General features: G+C 73.4%; 13 protein-coding genes. 6 read left to right on the forward strand and 7 right to left on the reverse strand.

The features are described 5' to 3' along the window. Positions 1-124: 124 nt before the first annotated feature. Positions 125-1135 carry a LacI family DNA-binding transcriptional regulator gene (locus ACIQR3_RS32040; RefSeq protein WP_403544194.1) on the reverse strand — a complete coding sequence of 337 codons (1011 nt, stop codon included), beginning with the start codon at positions 1133-1135 and terminating at the stop codon, positions 125-127. A gap of 121 nt (positions 1136-1256) precedes the next feature. Between ACIQR3_RS32040 and ACIQR3_RS32045 the strand changes: the two genes are divergently transcribed. Then, positions 1257-2441, forward strand: coding sequence for a Gfo/Idh/MocA family protein (locus ACIQR3_RS32045; protein ID WP_403544196.1), 1185 nt, complete (start codon positions 1257-1259; stop codon positions 2439-2441). 43 nt (positions 2442-2484) lie between these two features. Beyond that, the gene (locus ACIQR3_RS32050; protein ID WP_403544198.1) at positions 2485-3489 is read left to right on the forward strand and encodes a Gfo/Idh/MocA family oxidoreductase; all 1005 of its coding nucleotides are present in this window, start codon (positions 2485-2487) and stop codon (positions 3487-3489) included. Positions 3490-3498: 9 nt separating this feature from the next. Here ACIQR3_RS32050 and ACIQR3_RS32055 read toward each other — a convergent pair whose 3' ends face one another. The 5 genes from ACIQR3_RS32055 to ACIQR3_RS32075 form a co-directional block, all read right to left on the reverse strand. Then, a complete protein-coding gene (locus tag ACIQR3_RS32055; RefSeq protein ID WP_403544199.1) occupies positions 3499-3912 on the reverse strand; it encodes a VOC family protein in 414 nt (137 codons plus the stop codon). Positions 3913-4016: 104 nt separating this feature from the next. Further along, positions 4017-4919 (reverse strand): sugar phosphate isomerase/epimerase family protein, encoded by a 903-nt coding sequence (locus ACIQR3_RS32060; protein ID WP_403544201.1) that lies wholly within the window; start codon positions 4917-4919, stop codon positions 4017-4019. 1 nt (position 4920) lies between these two features. Beyond that, positions 4921-5754 (reverse strand): ATP-binding cassette domain-containing protein, encoded by an 834-nt coding sequence (locus ACIQR3_RS32065; RefSeq protein ID WP_403544203.1) that lies wholly within the window; start codon positions 5752-5754, stop codon positions 4921-4923. 4 nt (positions 5755-5758) lie between these two features. Further along, the gene (locus tag ACIQR3_RS32070; RefSeq protein WP_403544205.1) at positions 5759-6811 is read right to left on the reverse strand and encodes an ABC transporter permease; all 1053 of its coding nucleotides are present in this window, start codon (positions 6809-6811) and stop codon (positions 5759-5761) included. Beyond that, on the reverse strand, positions 6811-7848 hold the full coding sequence (locus ACIQR3_RS32075) for a substrate-binding domain-containing protein (RefSeq protein WP_403544207.1): 1038 nt from the start codon (positions 7846-7848) through the stop codon (positions 6811-6813). Before ACIQR3_RS32075 ends, ACIQR3_RS32070 begins: the two co-directional genes overlap by 1 nt. 301 nt (positions 7849-8149) lie before the next feature. On the opposite strand from ACIQR3_RS32075, the gene ACIQR3_RS32080 reads away from it, so the two are divergent. The 3 genes from ACIQR3_RS32080 to iolD are packed head-to-tail and all read left to right on the forward strand — an operon-like array spanning position 8150 to position 11843. Continuing rightward, on the forward strand, positions 8150-9046 hold the full coding sequence (locus ACIQR3_RS32080) for a deoxyribose-phosphate aldolase (RefSeq protein WP_403544208.1): 897 nt from the start codon (positions 8150-8152) through the stop codon (positions 9044-9046). Next, positions 9043-9948: a 5-deoxy-glucuronate isomerase gene (iolB, locus tag ACIQR3_RS32085; RefSeq protein ID WP_403544210.1), complete on the forward strand. Its 906-nt coding sequence runs from the start codon at positions 9043-9045 to the stop codon at positions 9946-9948. The genes ACIQR3_RS32080 and iolB overlap by 4 nt, the downstream gene beginning before the upstream one ends. Next, a complete protein-coding gene (gene iolD / locus ACIQR3_RS32090) occupies positions 9945-11843 on the forward strand; it encodes a 3D-(3,5/4)-trihydroxycyclohexane-1,2-dione acylhydrolase (decyclizing) (protein WP_403544212.1) in 1899 nt (632 codons plus the stop codon). Before iolB ends, iolD begins: the two co-directional genes overlap by 4 nt. Positions 11844-11877: 34 nt before the next feature. Here the strand turns inward: iolD and ACIQR3_RS32095 are convergent, their stop codons facing one another. Continuing rightward, positions 11878-12699, reverse strand: coding sequence for an IclR family transcriptional regulator (locus ACIQR3_RS32095; protein ID WP_403544214.1), 822 nt, complete (start codon positions 12697-12699; stop codon positions 11878-11880). 212 nt (positions 12700-12911) lie between these two features. Here ACIQR3_RS32095 and ispH point away from each other — a divergent pair, with 212 nt between their 5' ends. Then, positions 12912-13910 carry a 4-hydroxy-3-methylbut-2-enyl diphosphate reductase gene (gene ispH / locus ACIQR3_RS32100; protein ID WP_403544216.1) on the forward strand — a complete coding sequence of 333 codons (999 nt, stop codon included), beginning with the start codon at positions 12912-12914 and terminating at the stop codon, positions 13908-13910. Positions 13911-13912: the final 2 nt, after the last annotated feature.

The raw sequence follows: 13912 nt of genomic DNA on the forward strand, positions 1-13912 counted from the left end.
CTCCCTGAGTGAGTGCTCGTCGAACGTAAATCTATCCAAACAAGATTGTCAACAATTTTGTTCGCCGAATTACGGGGTGTTGTGCGGCGTCTTCGCGGTGCTCATCGGCGGGGCGCGACCGTCGTCATCCCTGGGGCGCGGCCGTGGTCCCCCGGATCTCCAGCGAGGGAGCCGCGAGGTGCAGGCCGCCCGGTCCGCCGGGGGCGCGCAGCCGGTCGAGCAGCAGGCGGGCGGCGCGGCGGCCGACCTCGTGGCCGGCGTTGTCGACCGTGGTGAGCCAGAGGTGGCGCAGCCGGGAGATGCTCGTGTTGTCGTATCCGGCCACGGACAGGTCGTGCGGCACCCGCAGTCCCAGTTCCTCCGCCGCCGACAGGGCGCCGACGCAGGCGACGTCGTTCACGGCGAAGACGGCGGTGGGCCGGTCGGGTCCGCGTCCGCCGAGCAGCCGGACGGTGGCGCGGTAGCCGCCCTCCTCGGTCATGTCGCAGGGCTCGACGGTGGCCCGGCCGGCGAGGCCGTGGTCCCGCATCGCCGACGCGAAGCTGCGCCGCCGCAGCTCGCCGACGGCCCCGTAGCCCGCCAGGTGCGCCACCGCGCGGTGGCCGAGGCCGATGAGGTGCTCGGTGACCAGCCGCGCCCCGCGCTCGTCGTCGCCGGCCACCACGTCCACGCCGGGCGGCACCGGCTCCCGGGCGCCCGCGACCACCACGGGGACGCGCGCGGCGACGTCCTCCAGGGCGGCCGGGCCGGGCAGGGTGCCGACCACGACCAGGCCGTCGACACCGAGGTCGCGCAGGGGGCCCGCGGCGTCGCCGGGTCCCCAGCGGCGGTTGAGGCGGGCGTCGGAGAGCAGCACGTGCAGGTCGTTGTCGCGCAGCACGGCGTTCAGCCCGTCGAGCAGGTCCACGAACCAGGGGTTGCGCAGGTCGTCGAGGAGGACGCCCACGGTGCGGGTGCGCCGCTCGCTCAGGCTGCGGGCCGCCGCGTTGGGCCGGTAGCCGAGTTCCCGCGCGGCCCGCAGCACGGCTTCCCGCCGCTCGGGCCGCACCCCGTCGGCGCCGCGCAGCACCAGGGAGACCAGCGACTTGGAGACCCCGGCCCGCTCGGCCACGTCACGGATGGTCGGCTGCTTCATGGCTGGACCGTTCCACGGGGTGCATCACCTGTCAAAGCCTTGACACCACGGGCCAGGAGTCCTCAGGGTGACAGGGACAGGTGCTGGACCGGTCCAAAGAGGGGCTCGCATGGTTCACCCGGTGGTTCGCCCGACGGTTCGCCCGGAGGGGACGCTCGGCGTCGCCGTCGTCGGTTTCGGCTGGATGGGCCGGGTGCACACCCAGGCCTACGCCCGCGTCCGCCACCACTATCCGCGGCTCGCCGTCCGTCCGGAGCTGGTCGTGGTCGCCGAGGAGGTGCCGGGCCGGGGCGAGGAGGCCGCCGACCGGTTCGGGTTCGCCTCGGCCGTCCGCGACTGGCGCGAGGTGGCCGCCGACCCCCGGGTCCGGGCGGTCAGCGTCACCGCCCCCAACTTCCTGCACCGCGAGATCGGCGTCGCGATGGCCGAGGCGGGCAAGCACCTGTGGATCGAGAAGCCGGTCGGGCTGAACGCCGGGGACGCCCGCGCGGTGGCCGCCGCCGTCGCGAAGGCCGGGGTGCAGGGCGCGGTCGGCTTCAACTACCGCGGCGCGCCCGCCGTCGAGGCGGCCCGCGACCTGATCGCCGCCGGGGACATCGGCGCCGTCACCCATGTCCGCGTCCGGCTGTTCAGCGACTACGCCGCCCATCCCGAGTCGGCCCTGACCTGGCGCTACGAGCGGGAGCGCGGCGGCAGCGGGGTGCTGGGCGACCTGGCCTCGCACGGCGCGGACCTGGCCCGGTTCCTGTGCGGCGACATCGCCTCCGTGACCGCCGACACCGCCGTCTTCGTCCCCGAGCGGGCCCGCCCGGCCGCCGCCACCGCCGGTCACACCCGGGCGACGGGCGGGGAGCCGGGCCCGGTGGAGAACGAGGACTACGTCGGCTGCCTGCTGCGCTTCGCCTCGGGCGCCCGCGGCGTGCTGGAGGCGTGCCGGGTCTCGGTCGGTGAGCAGAACGCCTACGGCTTCGAGGTGCACGGCACGAGGGGCGCGGTGTTCTGGGACTTCCGGCGGATGAACGAGCTGGGCGTCAGCCGCGGCACCGCGTACCAGGACCAGCCGGTCAGCACGGTGTACGTCGGTCCGGGCGACGGCGAGTTCGCCGCGTTCCAGCCGGGCGCGGCCAACGCCATGGGCTATGACGACCTGAAGGTGATCGAGGCGTACCGCTTCCTGCGCTCGGTCGCGGAGGGCACCCCGTACGGCGCCACGCTGACGGACGCGGTGCGCGGCGCGGCCGTGCTGGAGGCGATGGAGCGTTCGGCCGCGAGCGGCGCCTGGGTCACCGTGGACCCGTCGGTGTGACCCCCGCCCCTTCCCTCTCTCAGGATCTCCCAGGAGCACCCCCATGCGTATCGGCATCCTCGGTCTCGGCCGCATCGGCGCCTTCCACGCCGCGACCCTCGCCGGGCTCGGCGCCGTGGAGTCCCTGGTCGTGTGCGATCCGGCGGCCGGCGCCGCGCGGGCCGCCGCCGAGCGGTTCGGCGCGCTGGTCGCGGACTCCCCCGCCGAGCTGCTGGCCGGCGGGGTGGACGGGCTCGTCGTCGCGGCGGCGACCGACGCCCATCCGGCGCTGATCCGGGCCGGGGTGGACGCCGGGGTGCCGGTCTTCTGCGAGAAGCCGGTGGCCCGCACCATGGCCGAGGGCACGGAGGTGCTGAAGGCCGTCGCGGGGCGTGAGGTGCCGGTGCAGATCGGTTTCAACCGGCGGTTCGACGCCGGGTTCGCCGCGGCGCGGGCGGCGGTGCGCTCCGGCGAGCTGGGCCCCCTGCACACCGTACGGTCGACGACGCTGGACCCGGCGCCGCCGCCGGCCGCGTACGTCGCCGCCTCCGGGGGCATCTTCCGGGACTGCGCGGTGCACGACTTCGACATGATCCGCTGGGTGACGGGCCGCGAGGTGACCGAGGTGTACGCGGTCGGCGGCAACCGGGGTGCCGCGTACATCCGGGAGGCGGGCGACGCCGACACCACCGGGGCGGTGCTCACCCTGGACGACGGCACGGTCGCGGTGGTGTCCAACAGCCGGCACAACGGACGCGGTCACGACGTCCGCATGGAGCTGCACGGGTTCGCCGACTCCCTCGCGGTCGGCCTGGAGGACCGGCTGCCGCTGCGCTCGGCGGAGCCGGGCGTGACCTTCCCCTCCGGGACCCCGCACGACTTCTTCATGGACCGGTTCGCCGCCGCCTACCGCGCCGAGCTGACCGCCTTCACGGAGGTGGTCGCCGGGGCGCGGCCGTCGCCGTGCGGGATCGAGGACGCGCTGGAGGCGGGCTGGATCGCAGAGGCGTGCACGCTGTCGCTGCGCGAGCACCGTCCGGTGACGGTGGAGGAGGTACGGCGGGCGTGAGCGGTCCGATCAGGCGGCCGGCTCGCTGATGTTCACCATCCAGGAGACGCCGAACCGGTCCCGGCACATGCCGAAGACGTCGCCCCACATCTGCTTCTCCAGCGCCACGTCGACGGTGCCGCCCGCGGACAGCTTGGTCCAGTAGCCGCGCAGCTCGGTGTCGTCGTCGCCGCTGAGGCTGATCGAGAAGGCGTTGCCGGGGGTGTGCTCGGTGCCGGGCGGGGCGTCGGCGCCCATCAGGGTGAGGCCGCTCGGTGTCTCCAGCATGCCGTGCATGATCTTGTCGGCGTCCGGGCCGGGCGACCCGCCGAAGGACGCGTAGGTGTTCAGCGTCAGCGTGCCGCCGAACACCTCCTCGTAGAACTCCATCGCCTGGCGGGCGTCGCCGTCGAAGCTGAGGTACGGATTGAGCCGCGTGGTCATGACTGCCTCCCGGAACGGGACGAAGGGCCATCGTCATCGACGCTAGCGCGCACCACTGACGACGGCTCCCCGAGCCGGTCCGGGAAGCCCTCTGGAGGCCCTCCTCAGGCCCCGCAGGAGCGCAGGAAGCGGCGGGTGCGGACGGCGATGGGCAGCGGCCGGTCCGGCTCGCAGGGGTACATGTCCTGCTCGACGATGGCGAAGAGGTCCACGCCGAGCCGCTGGGCCGCCGCCAGCACCGGCTCCAGCTCGGGCACACCGCCGGGCGGCTCGCACATCACCCCGCGCCGCACGGCCGGCCCGAACGGCAGCCCGTCCGCCCGCACCCCGGCGAGGATCTCCGGGTCGACCTGCTTGAGGTGCAGGTAGCCGACGCGCTCGCCGTAGGTCTCGATGAGCTTGACGCTGTCGCCGCCGCAGTAGGCGTAGTGGCCGGTGTCCAGGCAGAGGCTGACCAGGCCGGGGTCGGTGGCGTCGAGGAAGCGTTCGACGTGCTCCTCGGTGTCGAGGTGGGTGTCGGCGTGCGGGTGGACGACGATGTCCAGGCCGTAGCTGTCCCGCACCTCGCGGCCGAGGCGTTCCATGCCCCGGGTCAGGTGGGACCACTGCTCGCGGGTCAGCTCCGGGGGTTCCAGGATCTCGGCGGTCTTGTCGTCGCGCCAGAAGGACGGGATGACGACGAGGTGCCCGGCGCCCATCGCCCGGGTGAGGGCGGCGACGCGGCGCACCTGCTCCCAGGTCGCGTCCCACTCGGAGGGGCCGCGGTGCAGGCCGCAGAAGACGGTGCCGGCGGAGACCTTCAGGCCGCGCCGGTCCACCTCGTCGGTGAGGCGGGCCGGGTCGGTGGGGAGGTAGCCGTAGGGGCCCAGTTCGATCCAGGAGTAGCCGGCCTCGGCGACCTCGTCCAGGAAGCGCCGCCAGGGCACCTGGTGGGGGTCGTCGGGGAACCAGACGCCCCAGGAGTCGGGGGCGGAGCCGACCCGGATGCGGTCGAGGACGGGAGCCATGTCAGGTGTTTCCTTCCCTCGGGGCCGCGTCGGGCGGCGCGGCCGTGCCGGCCCCGCCGACCTGCGCCAACTCATGTCTGAGTGCGGCGAGTTCGGCGCCCCCGGCCATGTGGTCGGTCAGCTTCTCCAGGGTGATCTCGTCCCGGGCGGCGGACAGTTCCACGGTGCCCAGGCGCAGCACGGTGAAGTGGTCGCCGACCAGGTAGGCGTGGTGGGGGTTGTGGGTGATGAGGATGACGCCGAGGCCGCGGTCGCGGGCGGCGGCGACGTACTTCAGCACCACGCCGGACTGCTTCACGCCGAGCGCGGCGGTGGGCTCGTCCAGGATGAGGACGCGGGCGCCGAAGTGGACGGCGCGGGCGATGGCGACGCACTGGCGCTGCCCGCCGGAGAGGGTGCCGACGGGCTGCTCCAGGTCGTCCAGGGCGATGCCCATGGCGCGCAGCTCCTCGTCGGCGGTCCGCTTCATGCGGGCGATGTCGAGGCGGCGGACGGGCCAGGGGCCCTTGGTGAGTTCGGAGCCGAGGAAGAAGTTGCGCCACACCGGCATCAGCGGGACGGTGGCCAGGTCCTGGTAGACGGCGGCGATGCCCCGGTCCAGGGCCTCGCGCGGGGTGGTGAAGCGGACGGGTGCGCCGTCGACGAGGAACCGGCCCTCGGTGTGCTGGTGCAGCCCGGAGACGATCTTGATGAGGGTGGACTTGCCGGCGCCGTTGTCGCCGAGCACACAGGTCACCCGGCCGGGGTGGACGGCGAGGTCGACGCCGTGCAGGGCGCGGACGGTGCCGTAGGACTTGCCGGCGCCGCGCAGTTCGACGAGGGGGGTGTCGGTCATGTGCTCACCTCCGGGTCGCCGTGCGGCGGACCCACAGATTGACGAGGACGGCGCCGAGCAGCATCACACCGAGGAACGCCTTGAACCAGTCGGGGTTCCATCCGGCGTACACGATGCCCTGGTTCACCATGCCGAACATGAAGGCGCCGAAGACCGGGCCGATCGCGGAGCCGTGGCCGCCGGTCAGCAGGCAGCCGCCGATGACGGCGGCGGCGATGTAGATCAGCTCCTGGCCGACGCCCTCCCCGGACTGCACGGTGTTGAAGGAGAACAGCTGGTGCATGCCGGTGAACCAGGCGCCGAAGCCGACCAGCATGAACAGGGAGACCTTGGTGAAGGTCACGGGCACGCCGACCGCGCGGGCGCTGTCCTGGTCGCCGCCGACGGCGAAGACCCAGTTGCCGTACTTGGTGCGCAGCAGCACCCAGGTGGCCAGGGCGGCGAAGACCAGCCACCACACCACCGTGATCTTCACCTGGACGCCGCCGATGCCGAAGGAGGAGGCGAAGAGTGCCTCGGCCTGGCCGAAGCCGTCCATGTCGCTGATGTCGTCGGTGGCGACGTTGCCGGTGACGAGTTTGGTGACGGCGAGGTTGACGCCCTGGAGGATCAGGAAGGTGCCGAGGGTGACGAGGAAGCTGGGCAGCCGGGTCCTCACCAGCATCCAGCCGTTGAACGCGCCGACGGCGAGGGAGACCACCAGGGCGACGAGCACGCCGGTCCAGACGTTGACGGTCAGCTGGTAACTGAGCATGCTCGCGGTCAGCGCCGAGGTGACCACGGCGACCCCGGCCGACAGGTCGAACTCGCCGCCGATCATCAGCAGGGCGACCGGCAGCGCCATGATGCCGATGGTGGAGGACTGGTAGAGGACGGTCGCCAGCGAGCCGCCCTGCCGGACCGAGGGCGCCGCGATCAGGAAGAAGACGAGGACGGCGACGGCCCCGAGGAACACCCCGACCTCGGGCCGGGCCAGCAGCCGCAGCACCAGGGGGCGTCCGGTCCGCCGCGTCCCGGCGGCCGGCCGCCCGGTCACCGCCTGTGGGGCGCCGCTCATCACCGGGTGCCCTTCGCGGCGTACTCGGCGACCTGGTCGACGTTGGACTCGTCGACGAAGGCCGGCCCGGTCAGCACCGGCTGCTCACCGCCACCGCTGTAGTTGCCGTTGTTCTCGTAGAGCCACAGTCCGTCGACCGCCAAGTACCCCTGGAGGTAGGGCTGCTGGTCCACGGCGAACTCGATGTCGCCGTTCTGGATCGCGCCGGTCAGCTCCTTGTCGAGGTCGAAGGTGGCCACCTTCGCCCCGCCCCCGCTCTCCGCCGCCGACCGCACCGCGGTCATGGCGAAGGGCGCGCCGAGGGTGACGACGTGGTCGATGGAGCTGTCCTGCTTGAGCTTGGCGGTGATCGTCGACTGCACGGACGGCATGTCGGTGCCGTTGACGTACAGGTTCTCCACCGAGCCCTCGAAGGTCTTCTCGACTCCGTCGCAGCGCTGGGTGAGGCCGACGTTGCCCTGTTCGTGCAGGACGCAGACGGCCTTCTCGGCCCCCACCTCGTTGAGCTTCCTGCCGAACGCCTCGCCGGCCACGCTCTCGTCCTGCCCGAAGAACTCGGTCAGCCCCATCTGCTTCCAGTCGCTCAGCCCGGAGTTGAGTCCGACGACGGGGATGCCGGCCTGCCGGGCCTTGCTCACCACGCTCTTGAGGGCGTCCGGCTTGGCGAGGGTGACCGCGATGCCGTCGACCTTCTGGTCGATGGCGTTCTGCACCAGGTTGGCCTGGTTGCCGGCGTTGGGGTCGTGGGAGTAGACGAGCTTGATGTTGTCCTTGGCGGCGGCGGCCTCGGCGCCCTTGCGGACGATGTCCCAGAAGGTGTCGCCGGCCGCCTGGTGGGTGACCAGGGCGACCGTCATCCGGGGAGTGCCGGCCTTGCCCGCCAAGGCTCCGGACGTCCCTTCCTCGTCGGCCTCCTTGCCCCCGGAGCCGCTGGAGCAGCCGGCGAGGGTCAGGGCCGCCGCCGCGGCGAGCGCCAGGGCGGGGGCGAACCGCCGGGGGCGGTGGCGGGTGGGGCGGGCTGGAGCGGAGCGGTCCATCTTTCCTGCACCTCACTGTAGCGACGGGAGCCGAGAGCCGTAGTGCCGTAGTGCTTGAGTGCCGTAGGGAGAAGGCTTGCGCTGGGACCGGATACAAGACCGGATACAAGTGCGTCGCGCCGCCGATGTCAATGCTTTGTCAAGACATCGCTTCAGCAAGAAGTCCGAATGTCCGTACAAAGTATTGACAGGACGGTATCCGGCGCCCTACACCGGAAAGGGCGTCCCGCATCGGAAAGGGCGACCGATCTCTACCCCCGGCGGCCGGACCTACCCCTGACCCCCCGAACGGAGTCCCGTCGTGCCCCTCACCCTCGCCGACCTCACCACGGTCAGAGCACGGCGCCCCGAGGCGATCGCCGAGGCGGCGGCCCGCCGGGTGCGCCGCCCGCTGATCGGGGAGAGCGGGCGGCTGATGATCGTGGCCGCCGACCATCCGGCGCGCGGCGCCCTCGCCGTCGGGGACCGCCCGCTCGCCATGGCCAACCGGGCGGACCTGCTGGGACGGCTGTGCGCCGCGCTGTCCCGGCCGGGCGTCGACGGCGTGCTGGCCACCGCCGACATCCTGGAGGACCTGCTGCTGCTCGGCGCGCTGGACGGCAAGATAGCGGTGGGCTCGATGAACCGCGGGGGCCTGGCGGGCGCCGCCTTCGAGCTGGACGACCGGTTCACCGGGCACCGCGCCGACGACCTCGCCCGGCTCCGGTTCGACGCGGGCAAGCTGCTGCTGCGCATCGACCTCGACGACCCGGGGTCGCTGGCCACCCTGGAGTCCGCCGCCCGTGCCGTGGACGCGATGGCCGGGCACCGGCTGCCGCTGTTCGTCGAGCCGTTCCTGTGCCGCCGGACCGGGGGGCGGGTCCGTACCGACCTGTCCGCCGGGGCCGTCGTCCGGTCCATCGCCATCGCCTCGGGGCTGGGCGGCACCTCCGCCTACACCTGGCTGAAACTGCCCGTCACCCACGACCCGGACGACATGGCCGAGGTCCTGGCGACCTCCACCCTGCCGGTGGTGCTGCTCGGCGGCGACGCGGGGAACGATCAGGAGGCGGCGTACGCGCGCTGGCGCAAGGCGCTGCGGCTGCCCACCGTCCAGGGCCTGGTGGCGGGCCGCTCGCTGCTCTACCCCGCCGAGGGCAGTGTGGAGCGGGCGGTGGACACGGCGGTCGGGCTGTTGGGAGAGGGAGGCATGCGATGACGTACCACCTGCCCGCGGGCAAGGCCGGCAGCGGCCCCTACGCGGTCGACGTGACCCCGGAGACGGCCGGATGGGGGTACAGCGGCCTGCGGGTCCTCACCCTCCCGCCGGGCGGCTCGCACACCTTCGACGCCGGGGACAGCGAGTGGATCGTGCTGCCGCTGGCCGGCGGCTGCACGGTCACCGCCGACGACACCGCCTTCGCACTGCACGGCCGCCCCGACGTGTTCAGCGCCGTCAGCGACTTCGCCTACGTCCCGCGCGACGCCCGCGCCACCGTCTCGTCCGCCGCCGGCGGCCGGTTCGCACTCGCCGGCGCCCGCTGCGCCCGCCGCCTGCCCGCCCGCTACGGACCGGCCTCCGCCGTCCCGGTGGAACTGCGCGGCACGGGCACCTGCTCGCGCCAGGTCAACAACTTCGGCGCGGCGGCCCGCGCCGGAGGCGCTGATGAACAGGGTTTCGCGTGCGACAAGCTGATCGCCGTCGAGGTGCTCACCCCCGGCGGCAACTGGTCCTCCTTCCCGCCCCACAAGCACGACGAACACCGCCCCGGCCAGGAAGCCGAACTGGAGGAGATCTACTACTTCGAGTTCGCCGCCCACGACGGCGTCCCCGGCCTCGGCTACCACCGGGTCTCGCCCTCCGGCCGGGGCCGCGGCACGGACGTGCTGGCCGAGGTGCGCGACGGCGACGTCGTCCTCGTCCCCGACGGCTGGCACGGACCGTCGATGGCCGTGCCGGGCCACCACATGTACTACCTCAACGTCATGGCGGGCCCCGCCGACGAACGCGCCTGGCTGATCAGCGACCATCCCGGCCACGCCTGGGTCCGCGACACCTGGCCCGAGCAGCCGGCCGACCCCCGGCTCCCCCTGTACACCGCCCCGGAGGGGACCACATGAGCGCGCTCCGGCTGACCACCGCCCAGGCCCTGGTGCGGTTCCTGGCCGCCCAGTACACCGAACGGGACGGCGTACGGCACCGGCTGATCGCCGGGATGTGGGGGATCTTCGGCCACGGCAACGTCGCCGGGATCGGCCAGGCCCTCGTCGAGTACGCCGGCGTGTCCCGTGGGGGGACACCCCCCGCGCGCCCCGTGATGCCGTACCACCAGGGCCGCAACGAACAGGCCATGGTGCACGCGGCGGTGGGCCACGCCCGGCAGCTCAACCGCCTCTCCGCGCAAGCCGTGACGACGTCGATCGGCCCCGGCGCCACCAACCTGGTCACCGGCGCCGCCCTGGCCACCGTCAACCGCCTGCCGGTGCTGCTGCTCCCCGGCGACTACTTCGCCGCCCACCCCGCCGACCCGCTGCTCCAGCAGCTCGAACACCCGTCGGCGGCCGACGTGTCGGTCAACGACACCCTGCGCCCCGTCTCCCGCTTCTTCGACCGGATCACCCGCCCCGAGGCGCTGATCCCCTCCGCGCTGAACGCGATGCGGGTCCTCGCGGACCCCGCCGAGACCGGTGCCGTGACCCTGGCGCTGCCGCAGGACGTGCAGGCGGAGGCGGCCGACTGGCCCGAGGAGTTCTTCGCCGACCGCGTCTGGCGGGTACGGCGCCCCGCGCCCGACCCGGCGGAACTGGCCGACGCCGCGGCGGCGATCCGCTCCGCCGCCCGTCCGCTGATCGTCGCGGGCGGCGGCGTCCACCACAGCGAGGCGGAGGAGGCGTTGCGCGAACTGGCCGACGCCACCGGCATCCCCGTCGCCTCCACCCAGGCCGGCAAGGGTTCACTGCGCCACGACCACCCGGCCGACGTCGGCGGCATCGGACACACCGGCACCGCGGTCGCCGACGCCCTGGCCCGCACCGCCGACCTGGTGATCGGCGTCGGCACCCGCCACAGCGACTTCACCACCGCCTCCGGCACCCTCTTTCAGCACCCGGACGTCCGCTTCGTCAACCTCAACATCACCGCCTTCGACGCCCACAAGCTGGCCGCCCGCACCCTGGTCTGCGACGCGCGCGCCGGCCTGCGGGCGCTCACCGCGGCCCTCGCCGGCCACCGCGTGGACGACGCCTACGCGGCGGAGTACCGCGCCGGCAAGGAACGCTGGGAGCGGGTCGTCGAGGGCGCGCTGCGCGCCGGGGACGACAGCGCGGTGCCGACCCAGACGCAGGTCGTCGGCGCGCTCGACGAGGTCGTCGGCGACACGGACGTGGTGATCAACGCGGCCGGCTCGCTCCCCGGCGACCTGCACAGGCTGTGGCGGGCCCGGTCCCCGCGCCAGTACCACCTGGAGTACGGCTACTCCTGCATGGGCTACGAGATCCCGGCCGCCCTCGGCGTCCAGCAGGCCGCGCCGGGCACCCCGGTGTGGGCGCTGGTCGGCGACGGCACGTACCTGATGAACCCGACGGAGATCGTCACGGCCGTGCAGGAGGACCTGCCCGTCAAGCTGGTGCTGCTGCAGAACCACGGCTACGCCTCCATCGGCGGCCTCTCCGAGTCGGTGGGGGCGGAGCGGTTCGGCACGGCGTACCGCCACCGGGCCGCCGACGGTTCGTTCACCGGCGATCCGCTGCCCGTGGACCTCGCCGCCAACGCGGCCAGCCTCGGGATGGACGTCCTGCGCCCCAAGACCGTGGGCGAGCTGCGCGCGGCCCTGGCCACGGCCCGCGCCGCGTCCCGGCCGACCTGCGTGTACGTCGAGACCGACCCGGCGCCGACCGCTCCCGGGGCGGAGGCGTGGTGGGACGTGCCGGTGGCCGAGGTGTCCGCGCGCCCGGCCGCGGTGGCCGCCCGGGCGGCCTACGACCGGGCGCGCGCGGACCGCCGCCACCACCTGTGACCGCCGTGGCCCGCACCGCGGCGGCAGCAGCGGATCAGCCCCCGTCGGCCAGCTGCTGCTCGATGGCGTCGGCGGTGTCGAGCAGGGTGCGCGCGACGCTGCGCAGGTCCCTGGTGTTCACCGTGTCGCCCAGCACCACCGCGGCGACCGGTCCGGCCTTGCCGAGCCGGACCGGGGCGGCCAGTTCGACCAGGTCGGGGATGGTCTCGCTGCGGGCGTAGGACAGCCCGGTGCGCCGGATGCGCTCGAACTCGCGGCGCATCGCCTCCGTCCGGGCCCGGGTCGTGCCGGTGCCGGCCGTCGCCGTGCCGAAGAGGTCGGCCGGGTTCCGCCGCTCCATCGCGAGCAGGAGCTTGCCCGCCGCCGAGCCGTACGCCGGGACCGGCTGGCGCAGCGCCATCGCGAGCCGGACGTGTTCCTGCCCGTAGAGGGTCCCGACGTGCTGGACCTTCGTCCCCGACAGGGTGCCGAGGCTGACGATCCGGTTGGTGAGCTGGAACAGTTCGAGCAGGAAGGGGGTGACCGGGTAACTGAGGCGTTGCACCCCGGCGGGGCCGCCCGTCGCCGCCAGCCGGGACAGGTAGGTGCCGATCTCGTAGGACTTGGACTCCCGGCGGACGGCGAGACCGATGTCGGTGAGCGCCTGCATCATGCGGTGCAGCGTCGACTTCGGCAGGTTCACCAGCCGGGACAGTTCCGACAGGGTCAGCGGCCGGGACGCCTCGGCCAGTGCCTCCAGTACGGTGAGCGCCTTGCGCAGCGGGCCTCCCACGGAGGCGGGCGCGGCCGTCCGCAGCTCCGTGCCGACGGCCGCCGCCGGGCACGACGCCTGATACGGATGCCGTTCACCGTCCACCCGGATGCTCCCCTCGCCGAGGCACGCACGAACCGGTGTCCATGCCTACCCGCGCGCCGAGGGCGGGCTCAAGGCCGGCCGGGGTTGCTGTCCCCAGGGTGCTCGGGATCGGGCCCTTTTGTCGGCCGGTGGCCCGGCGCGGGAGCAACCACCGTTCCGGAAACTGGAAACGGCCGTAGAACCGCTGCCGTGCCGTCCTTACTGTCCCGATCATGGCTGATGTGAGCTCGTACGAGTACGCGGGGGACGGCGTCGCCCGCCGAGTCCTGCTGGCCGGCCCCCGTTCCTTCTGCGCGGGTGTCGAGAGGGCCATCGAGATCGTGGAGCGGGCTCTGGAGCAGCGGGGCGCCCCGGTCTACGTCCGCAAACAGATCGTGCACAACGTCACCGTCGTCGACGACCTCGCGCGGCGCGGCGCGGTCTTCGTCGAGGAGCTGGACGAGGTGCCCGACGAGGCGACGGTGGTGTTCTCCGCGCACGGGGTCTCCCCCGCCGTGCGCCGGGAGGCGGACCGGCGCGGCCTCGACGTCATCGACGGAACCTGCCCCCTGGTCGCCAAGGTGCACGCCGAGGCGCGCCGGTTCGCGGCCCGCGGCGACACGGTCGTGCTGGTCGGCCATGCCGGGCACGAGGAGGTCGAGGGCACGCTCGGTGAGGCACCGGAGTCGATGGTGCTGGTCTCGACGCCCGACGAGGTCCAGGACCTGCCGCCCGACGTCGGGCAGCTCTCCTACCTGACCCAGACCACGCTCGCGGTCGACGAGACCGCCGAGGTGGTCGGCGCGCTGAAGGACAGGTTCCCGCAGTTGCAGGAACCTCCCACGGACGACATCTGTTACGCCACCACCAACCGGCAGGCCGCGCTCAAGGCGATCGTCGCGGAGTCCGACCTCGTCCTGGTCGTCGGTTCGGAGAACTCCTCCAACTCGGTGCGGCTGGTGGAACTCGCGCGCCGCGAGGGCACCCGCGCCGAGCTGATCGACCGGGCCGACGACATCCGGCCGCAGTGGCTGACGGACGTGCGCACCGTCGGGCTCACGGCCGGCGCCTCGGCGCCGCCCGCCCTGGTCACCGAGGTCGTGGACCGGCTGGGCACCTTCGGTCCGGTCCAGGTCGAGGAGCGCGAGATCGCCCGCGAGACGGTGAGTTTCGACCTGCCCTCGCCGGTCCGCCGCACCACGCGGCGGACGGCGGACGGGCGTTCCAGCTGAGC

It is taken from the genome of Streptomyces sp. NPDC090994 (assembly GCF_044768905.1).
Lineage (GTDB): Bacteria > Actinomycetota > Actinomycetes > Streptomycetales > Streptomycetaceae > Streptomyces.

Coding starts and splice junctions, on each gene's coding strand:
- ACIQR3_RS32040 (WP_403544194.1), bottom strand. CDS start 1,135: ATGAAGCAGCCGACCATCCGTGACGTGGCCGAGCGGGCCGGGGTCTCC.
- ACIQR3_RS32050 (WP_403544198.1), top strand. CDS start 2,485: ATGCGTATCGGCATCCTCGGTCTCGGCCGCATCGGCGCCTTCCACGCC.
- ACIQR3_RS32055 (WP_403544199.1), bottom strand. CDS start 3,912: ATGACCACGCGGCTCAATCCGTACCTCAGCTTCGACGGCGACGCCCGC.
- ACIQR3_RS32060 (WP_403544201.1), bottom strand. CDS start 4,919: ATGGCTCCCGTCCTCGACCGCATCCGGGTCGGCTCCGCCCCCGACTCC.
- ACIQR3_RS32065 (WP_403544203.1), bottom strand. CDS start 5,754: ATGACCGACACCCCCCTCGTCGAACTGCGCGGCGCCGGCAAGTCCTAC.
- ACIQR3_RS32070 (WP_403544205.1), bottom strand. CDS start 6,811: ATGAGCGGCGCCCCACAGGCGGTGACCGGGCGGCCGGCCGCCGGGACG.
- ACIQR3_RS32075 (WP_403544207.1), bottom strand. CDS start 7,848: ATGGACCGCTCCGCTCCAGCCCGCCCCACCCGCCACCGCCCCCGGCGG.
- iolB (WP_403544210.1), top strand. CDS start 9,043: ATGACGTACCACCTGCCCGCGGGCAAGGCCGGCAGCGGCCCCTACGCG.
- iolD (WP_403544212.1), top strand. CDS start 9,945: ATGAGCGCGCTCCGGCTGACCACCGCCCAGGCCCTGGTGCGGTTCCTG.
- ispH (WP_403544216.1), top strand. CDS start 12,912: ATGGCTGATGTGAGCTCGTACGAGTACGCGGGGGACGGCGTCGCCCGC.